This window comes from Rhizobacter sp. Root1238, assembly GCF_001425825.1.
Classification (GTDB): Bacteria; Pseudomonadota; Gammaproteobacteria; order Burkholderiales; family Burkholderiaceae_C; genus Rhizobacter.
The window spans coordinates 1-24,002 of sequence record NZ_LMDM01000033.1 but is presented as its reverse complement, the minus strand read 5'-3'; the positions used below and the strand labels follow the sequence as shown (position 1 = coordinate 24,002).

Sequence of the window (24,002 nt, the reverse complement as noted above, 5' to 3'; positions counted from 1 at the left end):
TACGTGGTCGCGATGGTCTACGCGGCCGGGCAGACGCTGCTGGCCGCGACGATGCTCGCGATCACCGCGCTCGCGCTGTGGGTCTACAGCGCGGCGAAGACCTACGCGTGGCGCTACCTGTTCCCGGGCATCGCCGCGGCGTTGGTCTTCGTCGTGTTCCCGATGGTCTACACGATGGCCATCGGGTTCACGAACTACAGCTCGCGCAACCTGCTGGAGTTCCCACGGGCCACGCAGTATTTCCTGGACGAGACGTTTCATGGCGGCGATGGCGCGAGCTACGCGTTCACGCTGCACGAGGACGGGCGCGAGTTCCGACTGAGACTCGAAGACGCCGACAGCGGCAAGGCCTGGGTCAGCGGTCGATTGGCACTGGCGACCACGACGCCGCTGGAGGTCAAGCTGCAACCGCAGGACCCGGCACAGGCCCCGTTGGCCGAGTCGGCACCCCTCAAGACCGTCATCGCCAAGCAGAAGCACCTGCAGGCGCTGACCCTCTTGCTGCCGGACAGCCAGAACAAGCTCGTGATGACCGGCCTGCGCCAGTTCGGCGCGGTGCAGCCGCTGTACGCGAAGAACCCCGACGGTTCGCTGACGAACCAGCAGACCCACGCCGTGCTGCGCCCGAACATGACCAGCGGCTTCTACGAGACCGAAGCCGGCGAGCGCCTGCAGCCGGGCTTCCAGGTCGGCGTCGGCTTCGCGAACTACCAGCGCATCTTCACCGACACCGCGTTCCGCGAACCGTTCATCCGCATCTTCGTGTGGACCGTGGTGTTCTCGGCGCTCACCGTGTTCTTCGGCGCCGCGCTCGGCATGTTCCTCGCCGTCCTCTTCAACTGGGATGCGCTGCGCTTCAAGGGCCTGTACCGCACGCTCTTGTTCCTGCCGTACGCGGTGCCGGGCTTCATTTCGATCCTGGTCTTCAAGGGCCTGTTCAACAACAACTTCGGCGAGATCAACCTGATCCTCGATGCCCTCTTCGGCATCAAGCCGGCGTGGTTCTCGGACCCGACGCTTGCCAAGGTGATGCTGCTGATCGTCAACGTGTGGCTGGGCTACCCGTACATGATGGTGATCTGCTCGGGGCTCATCAAGGCGATCCCCGCCGACCTGTACGAGGCCTCGGCGGTGGCCGGGGCCGGGCCGCTGACGAACTTCTGGCGCATCACGCTGCCGTTGATATTGAAGCCGCTGACGCCGCTGCTGATCTCGGCCTTCGCGTTCAATTTCAACAACTTCGTGCTGATCAGCCTGCTGACCGGCGGCCGCCCCGACTTCCTGGACACCAGCGTGCCGGCCGGCACCACCGACCTGCTGGTCAGCTACACCTACCGGATCGCGTTCCAGGACTCGGGGCAGCAGTTCGGCCTGGCCGCGGCGATCTCGACGGTGATCTTCGCGATGGTGGCCGCCATCTCGCTGCTGCAGATGCGCTTCGCCAAGGTCTCCAAGGACGAAACGAGGTAAACCCATGGCCATCGTCCTCGACAAGAGCCACCGCTGGCGCGTCCTCGCGGCGCATGCGTTCCTGATCGCGCTGGTCGCGCTGGTGATCTTCCCGTTCCTGATGATCCTGTCGATCTCGCTGCGCCCGGGCAACTTTGCCGCCGGCAGCCTGATCCCCGAGACCCTCAGCTTCGAGCACTGGAAGCTCGCGCTCGGGATGTCGTACACCGCGCCCGACGGGCGGCTGGTGAAACCGGATTTCCCGGTGCTGCTGTGGCTGTGGAACTCGGTGAAGGTCGCGAGCCTGACCGCCATCGTCACGCTGACGCTGTCGACCACCGCCGCCTATGCCTTCGCGCGCATGAAGTTCCGCGGCAAGCGCGCCGCGCTGAGCGCGCTGATGCTGATGCAGATGTTCCCGGCGGTGCTCGCGCTGGTGGCGATCTTCGCGATCTTCGACCGCATCGGCAGCGTGTTCCCGTTCTTCGGCATCGACAGCCATGCCTCGCTGCTGCTCGCGTACTCCGGCGGCATCGCGCTGCATGTGTGGACGATCAAGGGCTACTACGACACGATTCCCGTCGAGATCGAGGAGGCGGCCAAGGTCGACGGCGCGACGCCCTGGCAGGCCTTCCGGCTGGTGCTGCTGCCGATGGCCGTGCCGATCCTGATGGTGGTGGCGCTGCTCGCGTTCATCGGCGCGATCATCGAGTACCCGGTCGCGTCGATCCTNGACCACGACCGTCATGGCCAAGGTCGACGGCGCGACGCCCTGGCAGGCCTTCCGGCTGGTGCTGCTGCCGATGGCCGTGCCGATCCTGATGGTGGTGGCGCTGCTCGCGTTCATCGGCGCGATCATCGAGTACCCGGTCGCGTCGATCCTKCTGCACGAAGAGGCCAAGCTGACGCTGGCGGTCGGCTCCAAGTTGTTCCTGTACGACCAGAAATACCTGTGGGGGGATTTCGCCGCGGCGGCGATCCTCTCCGGGCTGCCGATCACCATCGTGTTCATCCTTGCGCAGAAGTGGATGATCTCGGGGCTGACGGCGGGAGGCATCAAGGGCTAGCGGGTGGCTCGGGCTGGTGGCAGGCGACGCAGAGCTTGTTGCCTTCGGTGTCGCGGAAGTAGGCCCCGTAGTAGTCCGCGTGGTACTGCGGCCGCAGGCCGGGCGGCCCTTCGCAGACACCGCCCTGCGCGAGCGCGATGCGGTGCACCGCACGCACCATCGCGCGGTCGGCCGCGAGGAACGCGACCATCTGCCCGTTGCCCGGCACATGCGGCTCGCCGTCGAACGGCTTGCTGATCACGAACAGCGGCCGCGCGCCGCCCGCGTCGTGCCAGCCGGCCCACGGCTTGCCGGGATCGCAGAAGCGCTCACCGAGGCCGAGCGCCTGCATCACCGGACGGTAGAAGCCGAGCGCCCGGTCGAAGTCGTCGACGCTGAAGAAGATGTGCGAAAACATGAACGTGGCGTCCTTCGTCGGGGTTTCAGCGGCGCAGGAACGGGCTGGCCCGCTTGCGCCGGGCCGGCGTGGCCCGATACCGGGTCGGGTCGAAGCCGTCGCGCTGGGCTCGCAGCGCGTCGCCGTCGAGCCACTCGGCCAGGTGCGCGATGTCGCGCTCGGCGACGCCGGCCTGCGTGAAGTGATGCTGCCAGGAGGCCACGACCTCGATGACGGCCGCCACGTCGGCGGCGGCCTCCGCGGGCACCAGGCCGAACGCCTCGCACTGCGACATCGCGTTGTCGAGCGTCGAGTCCCGGCCCTGCGCGCCGCAGATGAACTCCTGGTAACCCTGGCCGGAGTTCGTCGGCAGCACGTCGTACGCCGGCGCCAGTTTCAGGCGGCCGTTGGCAAACGGGTTCATGACCAGCAGCGAGTGGTTCTTCTCGTGGTCGTCGGTGTTGTCCACCAGGATGTTGAAGACCATCCGGCGGAACAGCTCGCGCGCGTCGCGCTGGTTCGCATCGTCCTGCGTGACGCCGATGCGGCGCAGGATGCGCGCGAGTTCGGGGTACCCCATCTCGGGTTCGGCGCCGGATGCGGTGGCCGCGCGGATGGCGGTGCCCGCCGAGAGGCTGTGGACGCGTCGGCCCGGTGCGCGGTCGAAGCGCCGAACGGCGATCGCGTTCGAGCCGGTCAGGCGAATCACCTGCGTCTCGGCCACGGTGATGCCGGCGCGCCCGGCCAGCGTCATCGTCGCGTGCTCGATCAGCGGCGTATCGACCGGCTCGTTGTTGAAGAACTTGATGACCCACGGCTCGCCGCCGATGTCGATCAGCGCCTTGGGTTTGGCGCCGCCGAGCGGGCTGCCGCCGCCGGCGATCCTGGCCTCCAGGGCATTCAGCGGCAGCGCGGCCTCGATCTTGGCAACCACCTCGCTGAGCTGTTGGGCCTCGGCGAGGCGCGGCAGCGGACTCGTCGCGCGCGGGCTGTAGGTGCTCGACGACGTGGACACGCCGAGCGCGCCGAAGCGGTCGTCGCCGGCGTAGTACAGGTACTCCATCAGCGACAGGCGCGCGGGCTTGTCGACGAAGCGGATGACCTTTTCGCCCCAGCGGTCCGGACGCGCGTCGTCGACCGCGCCGACGGCCCGCTGCCCGCTCCCGGCCAGCCGGCCGGGCGGCAGGAACTCGGTGTCGACGAGGGGAAGGTCTTCGCTCAGCGCGAAACCATCGGCCAGCCATGCCGGGTCGTAGCGCAATGAAACGCCCTTGCCGGCGGCGACGAGCTTCAGTGCGCCGACGGGACGCGGCACGCCTGGATCGCCCAGGTACCAGAGGTGCAGGTCGTCCAGGCGCATCTCAGTCCTTCGTTCGATCGGTGGGGGCGGCGGCGCGCAGGCGTGCCTCTGCGGACGATTGCGCCCGTGCGCGGCCCAGCTCGATGGCCTCGCGGACATCCATCTCGAGCGCGTCCTGGTCGTGTTCGGGGGCTGCCAGCCGTCCCAGCTCGCCATCGCGCTGGATCAGCCAGAGCGCGGTCGCCACGATGCCGATGCTGACGGAGGGATCGCCGGCCTCGAGCCGCCGCAGCGTGGCCACGGTGATGCCCAGGCGCCCCGCCCAGGCCCGCAAGGACTCCTTGCGACGCAACCGGGCCACGGCCAGGTCGGCCCCCAGCTTCTCGATGGCGGCTGCCGTCGCTGGAGGCAGCAGAAGAAGGGCACGGGCTGTTTTCGGCATACTCATAGAACATCACAGATGACAGCATTTTGTCAATATCTATCATCACAGCGATCTGTGGAGACTCCCTCGGTCGTCTCGTCCCATTTCACCCAAAGCTTTCACAGCCCTCTGTAAGTCCTTGCTTTTACAACTGTTTTCACTTGGCAGAATTTCGCAATCTGCTCTAAGTTCTTGATTTCATTGATTTTTTCTTACAACTCTCATTGACCTTCTGAAACTCATCCGCTAGAGTGGTGGAAAGTGCACTTTGGTGGGATTTTGTGGCGGAATTTGGCTTTCAAGGCAGCTCAGCGTTGACGCTGGATGGGAAGGGGCGGATCACCGTCCCGGCCCGCCAGCGCGATGTGCTGCTCGCCGATGCCGGGCCGCAGCTCACGTTGACCAAGCACCCGGCGGGCTGCCTGCTGGTGTTTCCGCGCCCGGTGTGGCTGGCCTTCCGCGAGCGCCTCGTCGCGCTGCCGATGTCGGCCGACGGCTGGAAGCGCATCTTTCTCGGCAGCGCGATGGACGTCGAGATCGACGCCTCGTCCCGCGTGCTGATCTCGCCCGAGCTGCGTGCCGCCGCCCGCCTGACCAAGGACGTGCTGCTGATGGGCATGGGCAGCCGGCTGGAACTGTGGGATCCGCTGGTCTACGCTGAACAGGAAGCCAAGGTCCTGCAATCCGAGATGCCGGATTCGCTCAAGGACTTCCAGGGCTAGTGGCATGACCCGCAGTACCGACAGCTTCCTGCACCAGACCGTCCTGCTCGACGAGGCCGTCGACGGCGTGCTGACGCGCGCCGACGGCATCTACGTCGACGGCACCTTCGGTCGCGGTGGCCACTCGCGCCTGCTGCTCGGGCGGCTCGCGCCGCAAGGAAGGCTGGTGGCGATCGATCGCGACCCGGATGCCATCGCCGCTGCAGCGTCGGGCGCCACGCGGGTCGATGACCCGCGTTTTTCCATCCACCACTCGCCGTTCGGCGGCATGTCGGAGGTGCTGGCCGGGCTCGGCATCGCGCACGTCGACGGCGTGCTGCTGGACCTGGGCGTCTCGTCGCCCCAGATCGACAACCCCGAACGTGGCTTCAGCTTCCGTTTCGACGGACCGCTGGACATGCGCATGGACACGACCCGCGGCGAAAGCGCCGCGGATTTTCTGGCCCGCGCCGACGAGCGCCACATTGCAGAGGTGGTACGCGACTATGGGGAAGAACGGTTTGCTGTATCGGTTGCAAAGGCGCTTGTTGCTCGGCGCGAGAGCGGGCATCCAGTTCGCACCACCGCAGAGCTTTCCAGCGTCGTGGCTGGTGCGGTCAAGACCCGCGAGCCGGGCCAGGATCCTGCAACGCGCACATTTCAAGCTCTTCGGATTTTCGTCAACGCCGAGCTTGAGGAACTCGAACAGGGGTTGAACGCGGCCCTCGGCTTGCTGGCACCGGGCGGGAGGCTCGTCGTGATCAGCTTCCATTCGCTCGAAGACCGCATCGTGAAGAACTTCATCGCGCGCGAAAGCAAGAGCGAGTTCGACCGCCGCGCGCCGTTCGCGCCCGAGCGGCCGAGCCGGCTGAAGGCGATCGCCCGCGTGAAGCCGTCCGAGACCGAGGTGCGCGCCAACCCCCGCTCGCGCTCGGCCATCATGCGCATCGCCGAACGCACCGAGGTGCAGAGATGACCCGCATCAACCTCGTGCTGCTCGCCGCGCTGATCGCCAGCAGCATCTACCTGGTGCGGGTCTCGTACGACGCGCGCCGGCTGTTCGCCGAGGTCGACCGCGCGACCACCGAAGCGCACCAGCTCGAGATCGAGCACGAACGCCTGCTGGCCGACAAGCAGTCGCAGGCGACGCCGCTGCGCGTCGAACGCGTCGCGCGCGACAAGCTCGCGATGCGCAACGCCACGCCGGCCGTCACGCAGTACGTCGCGTATGCGCCAGCCGCGTCGGGAGCCGCCAAATGAGCTGGATCGACAAGATCCGCCAGCTCCGGGGCGATGCGCGGCCGAATCCGGCGCGCGCCGGCGCGGTCAACGTGCGCAGCGTGATGTACGCGACCAGCCCGCTGCTCGCGTCGAAGACGCCGCCGTGGCGCTCGAAGTTCCTGGTCGGCCTGGTCGGCCTGGGCTTCTGCGTGCTGGTCGGCCGCGCGGTCTACGTGCAGATCATCGGCAACGACTTCTTCCTGAAGCAGGGCGAGATCCGCTACGCGCGCACGCTCGACCTGTCGGCCAGCCGCGGCCGCATCATCGACCGCAACGGCATGATCCTGGCGTCCAGCGTGCCGGCGCCGTCGCTGTGGGTGATCCCGAAGGAATTCCAGGCCGACAAGAAGCAGCGCGCCCAGCTCGCGAAGCTGCTCGGCTACACGCCGACCGAACTCGCCGGCAAGCTCGACGACAGCCCGAACTTCGTCTGGCTGCGCCGCCAGGTCGACGAGCAGGTCGCGAAGGACGCGCTCGGCCTCGGCATCAAGGGCCTGTTCCAGGTGCGCGAGTTCAAGCGCAAGTACCCGGAAGGCGAGGCCGCGGCGCACGTCGTCGGCTTCACCAACGTCGAGGAGAACGGCCAGGAAGGCATCGAGCTGGCGTTCCAGAAGGAACTGCAGGGCCGCAACGGCACGCGCCGCGTCGTGAAGGACCGGCTCGGCCAGGTCGTCGAGGACATCGGCGAGAGCGTCGCGCCGGTCGACGGCCGCGACATCGAGCTGTCGATCGATTCGAAGGTGCAGTTCTACGCCTACCAGCGCATCCGCGACGCAGTGACCGAGAACAAGGCCAAGGCCGGCAGCGTGGTGGTGCTCGACGCGCAGACCGGCGAGGTGCTCGCGTTGTCCAACTTCCCGAGTTATCAACCCGGGGACCGCAGGAACCTGTCCGGCGCGCAACTGCGCAACCGCGCGCTGACCGACACCTTCGAGCCCGGCTCGACGATGAAGCCGTTCATCGCCGCGTGGGCGCTCGAGACCGGCCGCGTGACGCCCGACACCGTGCTGCAGACCTCGCCCGGCCGGCTGAACTTCGCCGGTTCGGTGATCACCGATTCGCATGCGCACGGCGACCTGACGGTGACGCAGACGATCCAGAAATCGAGCAACGTCGGCGCGGTGCGCCTGGCGATGCAGTTCCAGCCGCGCGAGATGTGGGAGCTGTACTCGCAGGTCGGCTTCGGCCAGAAGCCGCAGATCGGCTTCCCCGGCGCAGTGACCGGCCGGCTGCGCCCGTACAAGTCGTGGCGCCCGATCGAGCAGGCGACGATGAGCTACGGCTACGGGCTGTCGGCCTCGCTGTTCCAGATCGCGCGCGCCTACACGGTGTTCGCGCACGACGGCGAGCTGATCCCGGTGTCGCTGGTGAAGAACCGGCAGGTGGACACACCGACGCCGGCCGGCCTGCGCGTGATCTCGCCGAAGGTCGCGAAGCAGGTGCGCGAGATGATGCACCTGGTCACGCTCGAAGGCGGTACCGCGCCGAAGGCGCAGGTGCCGGGCTACTCGGTGGGCGGCAAGTCCGGCACCGCGTACAAGCAGGAAGGCAAGGGCTACGCGGAGAAGAAGTACCGCTCGTGGTTCGTCGGCCTCGCGCCGATCAGCAAGCCGCGCATCATCGTCGCGGTGATGGTCGACGAGCCGAGCAACGGCAAGTACTTCGGCGGCGACGTGGCCGCGCCGGTGTTCAGCGAAGTCGTTCAACAGACCTTGCGCTCGATGGGGGAACCCCCCGACATCGAGGTGCGGCCGCAGATCGTGACCCACGCGCTGCAGGCCGAGGAAGAGAGTTTCTGATGAGCCAGGTTCCAGCCCTCATCCACCACGCGAGCGTCGAGTCGGCGCTCGCGTGGCTGCTTGCGCACGGCGTGCGCGGGCTCGCCACCGACAGCCGCCGCGTGCGGCCGGGCGACGCCTTCATCGCATGGCCGGGCTATGGCGTCGACGCACGGCAGTTCGTGCCGCAGGCGCTGGCCGCCGGCGCGGTCGCCTGCCTGGTCGAAGCCGACGGCGCGACCGCGTTCGAGCTCGACGCCGCCCGCGTGTCGGCGCTGCCCGACCTGAAGGCCGCCACCGGCGAGCTGGCCAGCGGCTTCTTCGGCGAGCCGAGCGCCCGGCTGCGCGTGGTCGCGAGCACCGGCACCAACGGCAAGACCTCGACCGCCTGGTGGACCGCGCAGGCGCTGAGCCTGCTCGGCGCGCGCTGCGGCGTGATCGGCACGCTGGGCGTCGGCGAGCCGCCGTCGAGCGCGGTGCCCGATGCGCAGGTGCTGTCCACCGGGCTGACGACGCCCGACCCGGTGACGCTGCAGTCCGCGTTCCGGGAATTCGCGGACGAAGGCTTCTCGGCCTGCGCGATCGAGGCCTCGTCGATCGGTGTCGTCGAGCAGCGGCTGGCCGGCACGCACGTCGAGGTCGCGCTGTTCACCAACTTCACGCGCGACCACCTCGACTACCACGGCACGATGGACGCCTACTGGGCCGCCAAGCGCCAGCTGTTCGCGTGGCCGGGGCTGCGCGCCGCGGTGCTGAACGTCGACGACGAGCAGGGCGCGTCGCTGGTCGGCGAGCTGGCCGGCGGCGGGCTCGACCTGTGGACCTACAGCACGCGCGACATCGCGCGGCTGCGCGCGCAGGACCTCCACTACGTCGACGGCGGGCTGGCCTTCACGCTGCGCGAGGGCGACGAGGCCGCCGACGTGCACAGCCGGCTGATCGGCGACTACAACGTGTCGAACCTGCTGGCGGTGGTCGGCGGGCTGCGGGCGATGGGCCATGCGCTGGCCGACATCGCCGCGGTGGTGCCCGAGCTGACCGCGGTGCCGGGCCGCATGGAACGTGTCGACGCCGAACCGACGCAGCCGGTGGTGGTCGTCGATTACGCGCACACGCCGGACGCGCTCGAAAAGGCGTTGTACGCGCTGCGCCCATTCGCCCGCGAACGCGGCGGCCTGCTGTGGGTGGTGTTCGGCTGCGGCGGCAACCGCGACGCGACCAAGCGCCCGCTGATGGGCGGCATCGCCGAGCGGCTGGCCGATCGCGTCGTCGTCACCAGCGACAACCCGCGCAACGAGGCACCCGACCAGATCCTGCGCGAGATCGTCGAGGGCATGGCGAGCCCGCTGAACTCGACGGTGCTCGAAGACCGCCGCGCTGCGATCGCGCATGCGCTGCACCATGCCGGCGGGCGCGACGTGGTGCTGATCGCCGGCAAGGGCCACGAGGCCGAGCAGGAGATCGCCGGCGTCAAGCACCCGTTCTCCGACGTGCTGGAAGCGCAGGCGATGCTGGCGGTGCTGGACCCCGAGCCGGCGCCGTCCGCGCCGGTACCGCTCGACGAAGGGGGCCGGCCATGATGATGACGCTGGCGCAAGCCCACGCGCTGCTGCCCGGCTCGACGCTGGTCGGCGACGGCGCCGTGCCGATCGCGCGGGTGCACTCCGACACCCGCACGCTGCAGCCGGGCGACCTGTTCGTCGCGCTGCGCGGCGAGCGCTTCGATGCGAACGACTTCCTCGCGCAGGCGCGGGACGCCGGCGCGGTCGCGGCCATCGCCGAACGCGGCCTCGTCGCCGATGGCAGCGGCCTGCCCGGCCTGCTGGTCGCCGACAGCAAGGCCGCGCTCGGCCAGCTCGCCGCCGCGTGGCGCGCGCACTGCGCGCTGCCGCTGATCGCGGTGACCGGCAGCAACGGCAAGACCACCGTCACGCAGATGCTGGCGTCGGTGCTGCGCGCCTGGCTCGGCGAATCGGCGTTCTCGACGCAGGGCAACTTCAACAACGACATCGGCGTGCCGCTGACGCTGCTGCGGCTGCGCCAGGACGACACCTGCTGGCACCGCGCCGGCGTGGTCGAGCTCGGCATGAACCACCCGGGCGAGATCGCCGCGCTGGCCGCGATGACCGCCCCCACCGTCGCGCTGGTCAACAACGCGCAGCGCGAGCACCAGGAGTTCATGGCCACCGTCGAGGCGGTGGCGCGCGAGAACGGCACGGTGATCGAGGCGCTGCCACCGACCGGCGTCGCGGTGTTCCCGGCCGACGACGACTACGCGCCGGTCTGGCATGCGCTGGCCGCGTCGCGCCCGACGCTGACCTTCGCGCTGCAGGGCGCGGCCGACGTGACCTGCGATGCCGAATGGCTGGACGACCACTGGTCGCTGATGCTGCACACGCCGGCCGGCTTCCACGCGGCCGACCTGCACATCGCCGGCCGCCACAACGTGAAGAACGCACTGGCCGTCACCGCCTGCGCGCTGGCCGCCGGCTGCCCGCTCGAATCGATCGCGCAGGGGCTGGCCGCGTTCGAGCCGGTCAAGGGCCGCTCGCAGCTGAAGACCGCGCAAGTGCACGGCCAGCCGGTCACGCTGGTCGACGACACCTACAACGCGAACCCCGATTCGGCGCGCGCCGCGATCGAGGTGCTGGCGCAACTGCCCGGGCCGCGCTGGCTGCTGCTGGGCGACATGGGCGAGGTCGGCGACCAGGGTCCGGAATTCCACCGCGAGATCGGCGCGTACGCGCAGGCGCGCGGCATCGAATCGCTGTGGACCGCCGGCACGCTGAGCCGCCATGCGGCCGGGGCCTTCGCCGGTGCGCGCCACTTCGACGACGTGACCGCGCTGGTCGCCGCGCTGCCCGCGGCACCGGCCTGCGCCGCGGTGCTGGTGAAGGGCTCGCGCTTCATGAAGATGGAACAGGTGGTGGCCGCGTTGCAGCGCAGCGGCGCCGAAGTACCGACCAAAGGAATGAACGATGCTGCTTAGTCTTGCCCAGTGGTTGCAGGGTGCCTACCCCGACCAGCTCGGGTTCCTGCGGGTGTTCCAGTACCTGACGATGCGCGCGGTGCTGGCGGCGATGACCGCGCTGCTGATCGGCCTCGCGTTCGGCCCGATGGTGATCCGCCGGCTGGCCGCGCTGAAGATCGGCCAGCCGATCCGCGAGTACGGCGTGCAGTCGCACCTGGCCAAGAGCGGCACGCCGACGATGGGCGGCGTGCTGATCCTGCTGGGCATCGGCATCTCGACGCTGCTGTGGTTCGACTGGAGCAACCGCTTCGTCTGGATCGTGATGCTGGTGACGCTCGGCTTCGGCGCGATCGGCTGGGTCGACGACTGGCGCAAGGTGGTGCACAAGAACCCCGAAGGCATGCGCTCGCGCGAGAAGTACTTCTGGCAGTCGCTGATCGGGCTGGTGGCGGCGCTGTACCTCGCGTTCAGCGTGTCCGAGACCTCGAACCTGCGCGTGCTGGAGCTGTTCCTGCGCTGGGTGCAGAGCGGCTTCTCGAACGACCTGCCGCCGAAGGCCGACCTGATGGTGCCGTTCTTCAAGAGCATCAGCTACCCGCTCGGCGTGTTCGGCTTCATCATCCTGACCTACCTGGTGATCGTCGGCAGCAGCAACGCGGTGAACTTCACCGACGGCCTGGACGGCCTGGCGATCATGCCGGTCGTGATGGTCGGCTCGGCGCTGGGCGTGTTCGCCTACGTCACCGGCAGCTCGGTGTACTCGAAGTACCTGCTGTTCCCGTACATCCCCGGTTCGGGCGAGCTGCTGATCTTCTGCTCGGCGATGGCCGGCGCGGGGCTCGCGTTCCTGTGGTTCAACACCCACCCGGCGCAGGTGTTCATGGGCGACGTCGGCGCGCTGTCGCTGGGCGGCGCGCTCGGCACCATCGCGGTGATCACGCGGCAGGAGATCGTGCTCGCGATCATGGGTGGCATCTTCGTCGCCGAGGCGCTGTCGGTGATGCTGCAGGTGGCCTGGTTCAAGTACACGAAGAAGCGCTATGGCGAAGGCCGGCGCATCTTCAAGATGGCGCCGCTGCACCACCACTTCGAGAAGTCGGGCTGGAAGGAGACGCAGGTCGTCGTGCGCTTCTGGATCATCACGATGCTGCTGTGCCTGGTCGGGCTGGCCAGCCTGAAGCTGCGGTGAACGCCCGATGAACCACTTGCAGAACCTTCATGTGCTGGTGCTGGGCCTCGGGGAATCCGGGCTCGCGATGGCGCGCTGGTGCGCCCGCTTCGGTGCGCAGGTGCGGGTGTGGGATTCGCGCGAGAACCCGCCGCATGCGGCGGCGCTGGCCGAGCATGTGCCGGGCGCGGTGCTGCTCGGCGGCGCGCTCGGCACCGAGCAGTTGCAGGGCGTACACCTGGTGCTGAAGAGCCCGGGCCTCGGCCCGCGCGACCCGCGCGTCGAGCCGCTGCTGAAGCTCGCGTTCGAGACCGGCGTGCCGGTGCAGGGCGAGCTCGACCTGTTCGCCCGCGCGCTCGCCGACCTGAAGGCCGAGCGTGGCTATGCGCCCGGCGTGATCGCGATCACCGGCACCAATGGCAAGACGACGACGACCGCGATGGCGTCGCAGCTGGTCGCCCGCACCGGCCGCCGCGTCGCGACCGCCGGCAACATCGGCCCGACGATGCTGCAGACGCTGGCCGAGGCGTTGGACGCCGAGCCGGCGCCGCTGGTCGAGCAGCTGCCGGACGAGGCGGCGCTCGACGACGTGGCCGAGGTGCCGGTGGAGCCGGTCAGCGATGCGGTGATCGAGGAGGCCGTCGAGGCGATCTCCGAGACCCTGCCCGAGGCGTTGCCGGTCGAAGTGACCGGCGACGCCGTGGCGGCGGTGGAGCTCGGTCCGGAGCCGGTGCCCGAACCGGTGACCGAACCGATCGGTGACGACGTGCTCGACGCCGCGGTCGAGGAGATCGCGGTGCTGCCGCCCGAAGTGCCCGACGACGTCGAGATGCCGACCGGGGGCGGCCCGCCGCCGCACCTGATCCCGCCGCCGCCGCCCGGCCCGGTGTTCGAGGCGCTGCCCGAAGTCTGGGTGCTCGAACTGTCCAGCTTCCAGCTCGACGGCGTGCAGGGCTTCGAGCCCGGCGCCGCGACGGTGCTGAACGTCACGCAGGACCACCTCGACTGGCATGGCGACATGAAGGCCTATGCCGCCGCGAAGGCGCGCATCTTCGGCAAGACCGCGGTGATGGTGATCAACCGCGACGACCCGGCGGTCGAGGCGATGGTGCCGGCGCCCTCTCTTGTCAAATCCGCGGGCAAGGGGCGTTTCGCGAAACCCGTCGAGCGCCACGTCGTGCGCTTCGGCCTGGACGCGCCGAGGCGCCCCGGCGACTTCGGTCTGGTCCACGAGAACGGCATGGCCTGGCTCGTGCGCGCGATGGAAGCCGACGAGACCGCGAAGCCCAAGGGCCGCGGCAAGGCAGCGGTGGAAGAGGAAGAGCTGCACATCCAGCGGCTGATGCCCGCCGATGCGCTGCGCGTGCGCGGCCGCCACAACGCGGCCAACGCGCTGGCGGCGCTGGCGCTCGCGACCGCCATCGGCTGCCCGCTCGCGCCGATGCTGCACGGGCTGCGCGAGTACGCCGGCGAGCCGCACCGCGTCGAGTTCGTCGCGCTGGTCGACGGCATCGAGGCCTACGACGACAGCAAGGGCACGAACGTCGGCGCGACGGTCGCGGCGATCGACGGGCTCGGTGCCGACAAGGCGCCGGGCCAGCTGGTGATGATCCTCGGCGGCGACGGCAAGGGGCAGGACTTCGGCCCGCTGCTCGCGCCGGTGCGCCGCAACGTGCGCGCGGTCGCGACCATCGGTCGCGATGCCGCGGTGATCGAGCAGGCGCTGCAGGGCGCCGGCATCACGGTGGAGCGCCACGAGACGCTGCAGGCGGCGACGCGCTGGGCCTTCACCCGCGCCCACCCCGGCGACGCGGTGCTGCTGAGCCCGGCCTGCGCCAGCCTCGACATGTTCCGCAACTACGCACACCGCGCGCAGGTGTTCTGCGACGAGGTGCGGGCGATCGCCGCGGAAGGGGGCAGCCAGGCATGAGCACGCTGACCGCCCGCTCCGGATTCGACGCGCTGAAGGAGCGCCTGCGCGCGCTGTTCAAGCGCGATGCGTCGGTGCCGATCCGCGACTGGACCGGTGCGTCGGCGAACAAACCGGTGCAGCTGCAGGGCTTCGACCAACCGCTGGTGTGGGTGGTGGTGGCGCTGCTCGCGCTCGGCATGGTGATGGTGTATTCGGCCTCGGTCGCGCTGCCGGACAACCCGAAGTTCACGCGCTATGCGCCGACGCACTTCCTGGTGCGGCACATCGTGTCGATCGTCGTCGCGCTGGTCGCCGCGGTGGTGGTGGTGCAGCTGCCGGTCAGCCTGTGGGAGAAGTGCGCGCCGTGGCTGTTCGCGGCCTCGCTGCTGCTGCTGGTGCTGGTGCTGATCCCGCACATCGGCAAGGGCGTGAACGGTGCGCGGCGCTGGATCCCGCTGGGCATCACCAACTTCCAGCCGTCGGAGCTGGCCAAGCTGGCGATCGCGCTGTATGCCGCCAACTACATGGTGCGCAAGATGGAGGTGAAGGAGAACTTCTTCCGCGCGGTGATGCCGATGGCGATCTCGGTCGCGGTGGTGGGCCTCTTGCTGCTGGCCGAGCCGGACATGGGCGCCTTCATGGTGATCGCGGCGATCGCGATGGGCATCCTGTTCCTCGGCGGCGTCAACGGCCGGATGTTCTTCCTGATCACCGCGGTGCTGGTCGGCGCGTTCGTGCTGATGATCACCTTCAGCGAATGGCGGCGCGAACGGATCTTCGCGTACCTGAACCCGTGGGACGAGAAGTACACGCTGGGCAAGGCCTACCAGCTGTCGCATTCGCTGATCGCGTTCGGCCGCGGCGAGGTGCTGGGGCAGGGCCTGGGCTCCAGCGTCGAGAAGCTGCACTACCTGCCGGAGGCGCACACCGACTTCCTGCTCGCGGTGATCGGCGAAGAGCTCGGCTTCATCGGCGTGGCCTGCGTGATCGCGGCCTTCTTCTGGCTGTCGCGCCGGGTGTTCCACATCGGCCGCCAGGCGGTCGCGCTCGACCGGGTGTTCGCCGGCCTGTTCGCGCAGGGCATCGGCATCTGGATGGGCGGGCAGGCCTTCATCAACATGGGCGTGAACCTCGGCGTGTTGCCGACCAAGGGGCTGACGCTGCCGCTGATGAGCTACGGCGGCTCGGCCATCCTGATGAACCTGATCGCGCTGGCGATCGTGGTGCGCATCGACATCGAGAACCGCCAGATGATGCGGGGAGGGCGCGCATGAGCCGCCACCTCGTCGTGATGGCCGCCGGCACCGGCGGCCACATCATTCCCGGCCTCGCGGTGGCGCGCGAGATGCAGGGCCGCGGCTGGTCGGTCAGCTGGCTCGGCACCACGCACGGCATGGAGAACCGGCTGGTGCCGCCGAGCGGCATCCCGATGGATGCGATCACCTTCAGCGGCTTGCGCGGCAAGGGCCTGCTGCACACGCTGACCGGCGGACTGCGGCTGCTCGGCGCGTTCTGGAGCTGCCTGCAGATCCTGCGCCGCCGCCGCGCGAACGCGGTGCTCGGCATGGGCGGCTACGTCTGCTTCCCCGGCGGGGTGATGGCCTCGCTGCTCGGCAAGCCGCTGATGCTGGTCAATGCCGACGCCTCGCTGCTGATGAGCAACAAGAGCCTGCTGCCGGTGGCCGACCGCATCGCGTTCGGCTTCGACGGCGATGCGGCGCACAAGACGAAGCTCGGTGTCGTGACCGGCAACCCGGTGCGCGCCGAGATCGAATCGCTGCCGCCGCCGGCCGAACGCTTCGCCGGCCGCAGCGGCCCGCTGCGGCTGCTGGTGGTCGGCGGCAGCCTCGGCGCGAAGGCGCTGAACGACACGCTGCCGCAGGCGCTCGCGCTGCTGCCGGCCGATGCACGGCCGAGCGTGACGCACCAGACCGGCGCCGCGCAGCTCGACACCGTGCTGGCCGCCTATGCGTCGGCCGGTCTCGACGCCGAGGTGCTGCCCTTCATCGACGACATGGCCGCGCGCCTCGCCGCCTGCGACCTGATCGTCTGCCGGGCCGGCGCGGTGACGGTCAGCGAGCTGTGCGCCGCCGGCGTCGCGAGCGTGCTGGTGCCGCTGGTCGTCAGCACCACCAGCCACCAGCGCGACAACGCCGAATGGCTCGCGCAGCACGGCGCCGGCATCCACCTGCCGCAGGCTGAACTGACCCCGCAGCGGCTGGCCGACCTGTTGAAGGGCCTGACGCGCGACGCACTGAACACGATGGCGACGAAGGCGCGAGCCCTCGCCCGACCCCACGCCGCTGCGCGCGTGGCGAATGAACTCGAAAGGCTGGTCGCATGAAACATGCGGTGAAGCACATCCATTTTGTCGGGGTCGGCGGGGCCGGCATGAGCGGCATCGCCGAGATCCTGCACAACCTTGGCTACACCGTCTCCGGCTCCGACCAGAGCGACGGCGCCACCACGCAGCGCCTGGCCTCGCTCGGCATCCGCGTGTTCGTCGGCCATGACGCGTCGCACATCGCCGGCGCCGAAGCGGTCGTCACGTCGACCGCGGTGAAGGGCGACAACCCCGAGGTGATCGCCGCGCGCAGCAAGCGCGTGCCGGTGGTGCCGCGCGCGGTGATGCTGGCCGAGCTGATGCGCCTGAAGCAGGGCATCGCGATCGCCGGCACGCACGGCAAGACGACCACCACGTCGCTGGTGACCAGCGTGCTGGCCGAAGCCGGCGTCGATCCGACCTTCGTGATCGGCGGCCGGCTGAACGCGGCCGGTGCGAACTCGCGGCTCGGCTCGGGCGACTACATCGTCGTCGAGGCCGACGAATCGGACGCGTCGTTCCTGAACCTGCTGCCGGTGCTGTCGGTCGTCACCAACATCGACGCCGACCACATGGACACCTACGGGCACGACTTCGCGAAGCTGAAGGCCGCGTTCGTCGAGTTCCTGCACCGCATGCCGTTCTACGGCGCGGCCATCCTGTGCGGCGACGACCCCGGCGTGCGCTCGATCATCCCGATGGTGTCGCGCCCGGTCGTCACCTACGGGCTCGGCGCCGACGTGCAGGTGCGTGCGGTCGACGTGCAGGCGCTGCCGGGCGGCCAGATGCGCTTCACGGTGCAGCGCCGCAACGGCGTCGTGCTGCCCGACCTGGCGATCACGCTGAACCTGCCGGGCGAGCACAACGTGCTGAACGCGCTGGCCGCGGTGGCGGTGGCGACCGAGCTGGAGCTGCCGGACGCGCCGCTGGTGAAGGCACTGGCCGAGTTCCGCGGCGTCGGCCGGCGCTTCCAGCGCTACGGCGATCCGGCGGCGCGGCGCGCCAACGGCGGCGGGCATTTCACGCTGATCGACGACTACGGCCACCACCCGGTCGAGATGGCTGCGGTGATCGCGGCGGCGCGCGGCGCCTTCCCCGGACGGCGCCTGGTGATCGCGTTCCAGCCGCACCGCTACACCCGCACGCGCGACTGCTTCGAGGATTTCGTCAAGGTGATGGGCAGCGCCGATGCGGTGCTGCTGGCCGAGGTGTATGCCGCCGGCGAGGCGCCGATCGTCGCCGCCGACGGCCGTTCGCTGGCGCGCGCGCTGCGCGTGGCCGGCAAGGTCGATCCGATCTTCGTCGACGAGATCGCGCAGATGCCCGAGGCCATCGCGTCGCAGGCCCGCGATGGGGATGTCGTGATCGCGATGGGTGCCGGCTCGATCGGCGCCGTTCCGGGCCAGGTGCTCGAACTGTTGAAGGAGGGCGTGTGATGGTCAGCCCGTTGAATCCAGTCGCTCCGGCATCGCTCGGCAAGGTCGCCGTGCTGATGGGCGGCAGCTCCGCCGAGCGCGACATCTCGCTGCTGTCCGGTGGCGGCGTGCTGGCCGCGCTGCAGTCGCAGGGCGTCGATGCGCATGCCTTCGACCCGTCCGAGCGCGAGCTCGCGGACCTGAAGCACGAAGGCTTCGCACGCTGCTTCATCGCGCTGCACGGTCGCCATGGCGAGGACGGCACGGTGCAGGGCGCGCTCGAACTGCTGGGCGTGCCGTACACCGGCTCCGGCGTGATGGCCTCGGCGATCGCGATGGACAAGGTGATGACCAAGCGCATCTGGCTGGCCGAGGGCCTGCCGACGCCGCGCTACGTGTGGCTCGCACCCGATCGCCAGGAGCGCGCGCAGGTGCAGGCGGTGCCGGATGAACTCGGCTTGCCGCTGATCGTCAAGCCGCCGCGCGAAGGCTCGTCGATCGGCGTCAGCAAGGTGGCCGGCTACTCGCAGATGGCCGATGCGGTCGCGCTGTCGGCGAAGTACGACCCCGACGTGCTGTGCGAGGAATTCATCGACGGCGCCGAGGTCACCTGCCCGGTGCTCGGCCAGGGGGCCGGCGCGCAGGCGCTGCCGGTGATCCGCATCGCCGCGCCCGAGGGCGCCTACGACTACCAGAACAAGTACTTCACCGACGTCGTGAAGTACCACGTGCCGAGCGGGCTCGATGCCGCACTGGAGGCCGAGATCCAGCGCATCGTCGTGCAGGCCTACCGCACGCTGGGCTGCCGCGGCTGGGGGCGCGCCGACCTGATGATCCGCAAGAGCGACAACAAGCCCTTCCTGCTCGAGATGAACACCTCGCCGGGCATGACCTCGCACTCGCTGGTGCCGATGTCGGCCAAGGCCGCCGGCATCAGCTACGAGCAGCTGTGCCTGCACCTGGCGTCGCTCGCGACGCTGGACAGCTCGAAGTCCTGAACGCGCATGCGCCAGAGCACCGCACTCCACCGCACACCGGCCGCCGAGCTGCCGGTGGACGTGCGCCTGCTCAACGCCAGCGCGTCGGCGCTGTTCCTGCTGGCCGCGGCGATCTTCGCGGCGCTGCTGATGCTGTGGCTGTCGCGCCAGCCGGTGTTCGCGATCCGTGCGATCCGGGTCGAGGGCGACCTCGCGCGCAACAGCGTCTCGACGATCCGCGCCAACGCGCTGCCGCAGCTGGCCGGCAACTTCTTCACGCTCGACCTGGCGCGCGGCCAGCGGGCCTTCGAGTCGGTGCCGTGGGTGCGCCACGCGATCGTGCGCCGCGTCTGGCCGAACCGGCTCGCGGTGCAGCTGCAGGAGCACCGGGCCGCGGCGCTGTGGTCGCAGGAAGAAGGCGGCGACAAGCTGGTCAACACCGAGGGCGAGGTGTTCGAGGCCAACCTCGGCGATGTCGAGGACGACGGGCTGCCGACGCTGTCCGGACCGGACGGCAGCGCCGGCCAGGTGCTCGCGATGTTCCGCCGGCTCGCGCCGCTGTTCGCGCGGCAGGAGCTGGAGATGGATGCGCTGTCGCTGAGCGGGCGCGGCTCGTGGCACGCCGAGTTCGACAGCGGCGCCGAGGTCGAGCTGGGCCGCGGCACCGACGACGAGATGCAGGCGCGCGTCGAGCGCTTCCTCGGCACGCTGCCGCAGGTGATCGCGCGCTACCAACGACCGCTGGTCTATGCCGACCTGCGCCACAACGAAGGCTATGCGGTGCGGCTCAAGGGCATCACCACGACGCTGGAGGCCCCGGCCTCCGGCAGACGGAAATGAGAGGGTGACACGGAACATGGCCAAGGAATACAAGGACCTGGTGGTCGGCCTCGACATCGGCACCGCGAAGGTGATGGCGGTGGTGGCCGAGGTGCTGCCCGACGGCGAGTTGCGCGTCGCCGGGCTCGGCATCGCCTCGGCCCATGGCCTGAAGCGCGGCGTGGTCGTCAACATCGACGCGACGGTGCAGAGCATCCAGCAGGCGCTGAAAGAGGCCGAGATGATGGCCGACTGCAAGATCACGCGCGTCTACACCGGCATCACCGGCAGCCACATCCGCGGCCAGAACTCGACCGGCATGGTGATCGTGCGCGACAAGGAAGTGACGCCGGTCGACGTGGCACGGGTGGTCGAGACCGCGAAGGCGATCAACATCCCGAACGACCAGCGGCTGCTGCTGGTCGAGCCGCAGGAGTTCGTGATCGACGGCCACGAAGTGAAGGAGCCGATCGGCATGAGCGGCGGCCGGCTCGAGGTGAAGGTGCACATCGTGACCGGCGCGCAGAGCGCGGCCGAGAACATCGTGAAATGCGTGCGCCGCTGCGGGCTGGAAGTGGACCAGCTGGTGCTGAACCCGAGCGCATCGAGCCACGCGGTGCTGACCGAGGACGAGAAGGACCTCGGCGTCGCGCTGGTCGACATCGGCGCCGGCACCACCGACGTGGCCATCTTCACCGACGGTGCGATCCGCCACACCGCGGTGATCCCGATCGCCGGCGACCTGATCACCAGCGACATCGCGATGGCGCTGCGCACGCCCACCAAGGATGCCGAAGAGATCAAGGTCGAGTACGGCGTCGCCAAGCAGCTGCTGGCCGACCCGAGCGAGAACCTGGAGGTGCCGGGCCTCGGCGACCGCCCGCCGCGCATGCTGAGCCGCCAGGCGCTGGCTGGCGTGATCGAGCCGCGCGTCGAGGAAATCTTCTCGCTGGTGCACCAGGTGATCCGCGAGAGCGGCTACGAGGAATTGCTGTCCAGCGGCATCGTGCTGACCGGCGGCGCGGCGGTGATGCCGGGCATGGTCGAGCTCGGCGAGGACATCTTCCTGAAGCCGGTGCGCAAGGGCATCCCGACCTACCACGGCTCGCTGCACGACATGGTGGCGAACCCCCGTTCGGCCACCGTGATGGGCCTGCTCGAAGAGGCGCGGCTCGGCCGCGCACGCGGCATCAAGGCCGCGCAGCAGGCCGGCTCGGTGAAGACGCTTTTCGGTCGCGCCAAGGACTGGTTCCTCGGCAACTTCTGACACACCACGGAGAACGCGCATGACGACACGCAACCCCGCATGCCTCGGCCTCGAGCTCTGTGGCAGCAGGTACCCCCCATGAAGAACAACAACACACCAGACGAGGCTCACGTGACTCACAAGAGCCCCACCCCAGAACGGCAACTGCAACAAGGATTGGAGAACACCATGGCCATTGAAATGATCGAAGACTTCGACCTGGGCACGCAGATCAAGGTGATCGGCGTCGGCGGCGGCGGCGGCAACGCGGTCGACCACATGATCGCGCGCGGCGTGCAGGGCGTGGAGTTCGTCTGCGCGAACACCGACGCGCAGGCGCTGAACCGCTCGACGGCCCACCACCTGATCCAGCTCGGCACCACCGGGCTGGGCGCCGGCGCGAAGCCGGAAGCCGGCCGCGCCGCGGCGGAAGAAGCGGTCGACCGCATCCGCGACTCGATCAAGGGCGCGAACATGCTCTTCATCACCGCCGGCATGGGCGGCGGCACCGGCACCGGCGCTGCGCCGGTGATCGCGCGCGTCGCGAAGGAGATGGGCATCCTGACGGTCGGCGTGGTCACCAAGCCGTTCGACTTCGAAGGCAACCGCCGGCTGAAGGCGGCCGACGCCGGGTTGGCCGAGCTGGAAGCCAACGTCGATTCGCTGATCGTGATCCTGAACGACAAGCTGCTCGACGTGCTGGGCGACGACGTGACGCAGGACGAGGCCTTCGCGCATGCCAACGACGTGCTGAAGAACGCGGTCGGCGGCATCAGCGACATCATCCACATCCCCGGCCTGGTCAACGTCGACTTCGAGGACGTGAAGACGGTGATGAGCGAGCCGGGCAAGGCGATGATGGGCACGGCCACGGCCAGCGGCCCGGACCGCGCGCACAAGGCGGCCGAATCGGCGGTGGCCTGCCCGCTGCTGGAGGGCATCGACCTGTCGGGTGCGCGTGGCGTGCTGGTGCTGATCGCCGCGGGCAAGGGCAGCTTCAAGCTGAGCGAGAGCCGCAACGCGATGAACACCATCCGCCGCTATGCCGCGGACGATGCGCACGTGATCTACGGCACCGCCTACGACGAGAGCCTGGGCGACCAGCTGCGCGTCACGGTGATCGCCACCGGCCTGAGCCCGGCCAAGCGCGTCGCGGCGCCGATCAGCGTGGTCCACACGCAGGTCGCGCAGCGCACCGGCACCGACAACATCCCGGTGCTGACGCAGCCGGTCAACCCGCCGGGCGGCGCGGCGCACGACTACAGCAGCCTGAGCGTGCCGAGCGTGTGGCGCAACGGCCGCACGGCCGCCGCGAAGGTGGATGCATTGGCGAGCAATGGGATGGACGAGATCGAGATCCCGGCGTTCCTGCGCAAGCAGGCCGATTGAGGTTGGCGCTCGCTATCGCATCGGTTGGGATTTCTGTGGGTGACCTGGGCGTGCCCAGGTCGCCCGCTGACTAGAATCCCGGGATGCTTGCGCAACGCACCCTCAAGTCCCTGACCCGCGCCGTCGGTGTCGGCGTGCACGGCGGCCAGCGCGTCGAACTGACGCTGCGGCCGGCGCCGCCCGACACCGGCATCGTGTTCCGTCGGATCGACCTGCCGACGCCGGTCGACATCCCGGTGGCGGTGCTGTCGATCTCGGAGGCGCGGATGGCGACCACGCTGTCGCTGAACGGCGACCCGGGTGCGCCGAAGGTCAACACCATCGAGCACCTGCTGTCGGCCTGCGCCGGGCTTGGCATCGACAACCTGCGCGTCGACATCACGGCCGAAGAGGTGCCGATCCTCGACGGCTCGGCTGCGTCGTTCGTGTTCCTGCTGCAGTCGGCGGGCATCGAGCTGCAGGATGCGCCGAAGCGCTTCATGCGCATCCTGAAGCCGGTCGAGGTGCGCGAGGGCGAGGGGCCGAAGCTGAAGTGGGTGCGGCTCGAGCCGTACAGCGGCTACCGGCTCACGTTCGAGATCGACTTCGACCACCCGGCGGTCAACCAGACCGGCCAGCGCGTGGTGTTCGACATGGGCTCGGGCCACTACAAGCGCGACATCGCGCGCGCCCGCACCTTCGGCTTCACGAAGGACGTCGAGATGATGCGGTCGCGCGGGCTGGGCCTGGGCGGCAGCATGGACAACGTGATCGTCGTCGACGACTACCGGGTGCTGAACTCCGACGGGTTGCGCTACGACGACGAGTTCGTCAAGCACAAGATCCTCGACGCGATCGGCGACATGCAGGTGGCCGGGCATCCGCTGATCGGCGCGTACACCGCGTACAAGTCGGGCCATGCGCTGAACAACAAGCTGCTGCGCGCGGTGCTGGCCGATGCGTCGAGCTACGAGATCGTCAGCTTCGAGGATGAACGCGAAGCGCCGGCGGGTCTCGCCGCGCTGGCCCCGGCGTGGTGACGCCTTTCACCTCCAACCTTCCGCATTCCTGATGGCCATCTTCAGCTGGATCATGCTCGGCTTCACGGCGCTGCTGTTGCTGGGCAGCGGCATCGCGTGGGGCATGTTTCTCGCGATGGACGACAAGCACTGGCAGAGGCTGGGCGTCAAGGTGTTCCGCATCGCGATGGTGGTGCTGCTGTTCTACATCAACGCGATGGTCTACCTGCACATCGTGCGGGTGTTTCGGGGGGAGCCGCCGGTGGTTGAGGTGCCGCTGCCGAGTTCTGATTGAGTCGCTGCTGCTTCTGCGCGTCGCGGTGGGTGAGGGGATGGGCTGGGGGCTCATGCTGGGGCGGTCGACGGGCCCCCTGGGGGCCCGTCGACTCCACTGCGAAGATCGGCTTT

At 69.2% G+C, this 24,002-nt stretch carries 22 protein-coding genes and 1 pseudogene; 20 read left to right on the top strand and 3 right to left on the bottom strand.

Annotated features, from left to right (window positions below; translation table 11 throughout):
- The 3 genes and pseudogenes from malF to ASC98_RS31365 all read left to right on the top strand — a co-directional run.
- On the top strand, nt 1-1,470 hold a 1,470-nt coding region (gene malF, locus ASC98_RS21335; RefSeq protein WP_082552776.1), incomplete at its 5' end, for a maltose ABC transporter permease MalF.
- 4 nt (nt 1,471-1,474) lie between these two features.
- Nucleotides 1,475-2,181: pseudogene (gene malG / locus ASC98_RS21330) on the top strand (maltose ABC transporter permease MalG); the annotation flags it as partial.
- 14 nt (nt 2,182-2,195) lie between these two features.
- Complete coding sequence (locus ASC98_RS31365; protein WP_369821164.1) at nt 2,196-2,516, top strand: ABC transporter permease subunit; 321 nt, start codon at nt 2,196-2,198, stop codon at nt 2,514-2,516.
- Here ASC98_RS31365 and ASC98_RS21320 read toward each other — a convergent pair.
- The 3 genes from ASC98_RS21320 to ASC98_RS21310 are packed head-to-tail and all read right to left on the bottom strand — an operon-like array spanning nt 2,506 to nt 4,634.
- Nucleotides 2,506-2,913, bottom strand: a complete 408-nt coding sequence (locus ASC98_RS21320) for a VOC family protein (protein ID WP_056813114.1) — start codon at nt 2,911-2,913, stop codon at nt 2,506-2,508. The genes ASC98_RS31365 and ASC98_RS21320 overlap by 11 nt on opposite strands.
- A gap of 25 nt (nt 2,914-2,938) precedes the next feature.
- Entirely contained in the window at nt 2,939-4,252 is a 1,314-nt protein-coding gene (locus ASC98_RS21315; protein WP_056813111.1) for a type II toxin-antitoxin system HipA family toxin, read from the bottom strand.
- 1 nt (nt 4,253) lies between these two features.
- Nucleotides 4,254-4,634, bottom strand: coding sequence for a hypothetical protein (locus ASC98_RS21310; protein ID WP_056813119.1), 381 nt, complete (start codon nt 4,632-4,634; stop codon nt 4,254-4,256).
- 263 nt (nt 4,635-4,897) lie between these two features.
- Here ASC98_RS21310 and ASC98_RS21305 point away from each other — a divergent pair, with 263 nt between their 5' ends.
- The 17 genes from ASC98_RS21305 to ASC98_RS21225 all read left to right on the top strand — a co-directional run bounded on the left by ASC98_RS21305 (nt 4,898) and on the right by ASC98_RS21225 (nt 23,889).
- Nucleotides 4,898-5,338, top strand: a complete 441-nt coding sequence (locus tag ASC98_RS21305) for a division/cell wall cluster transcriptional repressor MraZ (protein ID WP_047505735.1) — start codon at nt 4,898-4,900, stop codon at nt 5,336-5,338.
- Between the two features lie 4 nt (nt 5,339-5,342).
- Entirely contained in the window at nt 5,343-6,293 is a 951-nt protein-coding gene (gene rsmH / locus ASC98_RS21300; protein ID WP_056813108.1) for a 16S rRNA (cytosine(1402)-N(4))-methyltransferase RsmH, read from the top strand.
- A complete protein-coding gene (gene ftsL / locus ASC98_RS21295; protein WP_056813107.1) occupies nt 6,290-6,577 on the top strand; it encodes a cell division protein FtsL in 288 nt (95 codons plus the stop codon). Before rsmH ends, ftsL begins: the two co-directional genes overlap by 4 nt.
- Nucleotides 6,574-8,397 carry a penicillin-binding protein 2 gene (locus ASC98_RS21290; protein WP_056813104.1) on the top strand — a complete coding sequence of 608 codons (1,824 nt, stop codon included), beginning with the start codon at nt 6,574-6,576 and terminating at the stop codon, nt 8,395-8,397. Before ftsL ends, ASC98_RS21290 begins: the two co-directional genes overlap by 4 nt.
- Nucleotides 8,397-9,956 (top strand): UDP-N-acetylmuramoyl-L-alanyl-D-glutamate--2,6-diaminopimelate ligase, encoded by a 1,560-nt coding sequence (locus tag ASC98_RS21285; RefSeq protein ID WP_082542059.1) that lies wholly within the window; start codon nt 8,397-8,399, stop codon nt 9,954-9,956. The genes ASC98_RS21290 and ASC98_RS21285 overlap by 1 nt, the downstream gene beginning before the upstream one ends.
- Nucleotides 9,953-11,365, top strand: a complete 1,413-nt coding sequence (gene murF / locus ASC98_RS21280; RefSeq protein ID WP_056813101.1) for a UDP-N-acetylmuramoyl-tripeptide--D-alanyl-D-alanine ligase — start codon at nt 9,953-9,955, stop codon at nt 11,363-11,365. The genes ASC98_RS21285 and murF overlap by 4 nt, the downstream gene beginning before the upstream one ends.
- Nucleotides 11,355-12,536, top strand: a complete 1,182-nt coding sequence (gene mraY, locus ASC98_RS21275; protein ID WP_056813098.1) for a phospho-N-acetylmuramoyl-pentapeptide-transferase — start codon at nt 11,355-11,357, stop codon at nt 12,534-12,536. The genes murF and mraY overlap by 11 nt, the downstream gene beginning before the upstream one ends.
- A 7-nt stretch (nt 12,537-12,543) precedes the next feature.
- Entirely contained in the window at nt 12,544-14,445 is a 1,902-nt protein-coding gene (gene murD, locus ASC98_RS21270) for a UDP-N-acetylmuramoyl-L-alanine--D-glutamate ligase (protein ID WP_056813095.1), read from the top strand.
- On the top strand, nt 14,442-15,701 hold the full coding sequence (ftsW, locus tag ASC98_RS21265) for a putative lipid II flippase FtsW (RefSeq protein WP_056813092.1): 1,260 nt from the start codon (nt 14,442-14,444) through the stop codon (nt 15,699-15,701). Before murD ends, ftsW begins: the two co-directional genes overlap by 4 nt.
- Nucleotides 15,698-16,771: an undecaprenyldiphospho-muramoylpentapeptide beta-N-acetylglucosaminyltransferase gene (gene murG / locus ASC98_RS21260; protein WP_056813090.1), complete on the top strand. Its 1,074-nt coding sequence runs from the start codon at nt 15,698-15,700 to the stop codon at nt 16,769-16,771. The genes ftsW and murG overlap by 4 nt, the downstream gene beginning before the upstream one ends.
- Entirely contained in the window at nt 16,768-18,186 is a 1,419-nt protein-coding gene (gene murC, locus ASC98_RS21255; RefSeq protein ID WP_056813087.1) for a UDP-N-acetylmuramate--L-alanine ligase, read from the top strand. Before murG ends, murC begins: the two co-directional genes overlap by 4 nt.
- Nucleotides 18,186-19,163 (top strand): D-alanine--D-alanine ligase, encoded by a 978-nt coding sequence (locus tag ASC98_RS21250; RefSeq protein WP_056820459.1) that lies wholly within the window; start codon nt 18,186-18,188, stop codon nt 19,161-19,163. The genes murC and ASC98_RS21250 overlap by 1 nt, the downstream gene beginning before the upstream one ends.
- 6 nt (nt 19,164-19,169) lie before the next feature.
- Nucleotides 19,170-19,982, top strand: coding sequence for a cell division protein FtsQ/DivIB (locus tag ASC98_RS21245; protein ID WP_056813082.1), 813 nt, complete (start codon nt 19,170-19,172; stop codon nt 19,980-19,982).
- A 16-nt stretch (nt 19,983-19,998) separates the two neighbouring features.
- A complete protein-coding gene (ftsA, locus tag ASC98_RS21240; RefSeq protein ID WP_056813079.1) occupies nt 19,999-21,228 on the top strand; it encodes a cell division protein FtsA in 1,230 nt (409 codons plus the stop codon).
- Nucleotides 21,229-21,396: 168 nt separating this feature from the next.
- A complete protein-coding gene (gene ftsZ, locus ASC98_RS21235) occupies nt 21,397-22,596 on the top strand; it encodes a cell division protein FtsZ (RefSeq protein WP_056813077.1) in 1,200 nt (399 codons plus the stop codon).
- An 83-nt stretch (nt 22,597-22,679) separates the two neighbouring features.
- Nucleotides 22,680-23,615, top strand: coding sequence for a UDP-3-O-acyl-N-acetylglucosamine deacetylase (gene lpxC / locus ASC98_RS21230; protein WP_047505748.1), 936 nt, complete (start codon nt 22,680-22,682; stop codon nt 23,613-23,615).
- Between the two features lie 31 nt (nt 23,616-23,646).
- The gene (locus ASC98_RS21225) at nt 23,647-23,889 is read left to right on the top strand and encodes a hypothetical protein (RefSeq protein WP_056813073.1); all 243 of its coding nucleotides are present in this window, start codon (nt 23,647-23,649) and stop codon (nt 23,887-23,889) included.
- Nucleotides 23,890-24,002 lie beyond the last annotated feature (113 nt).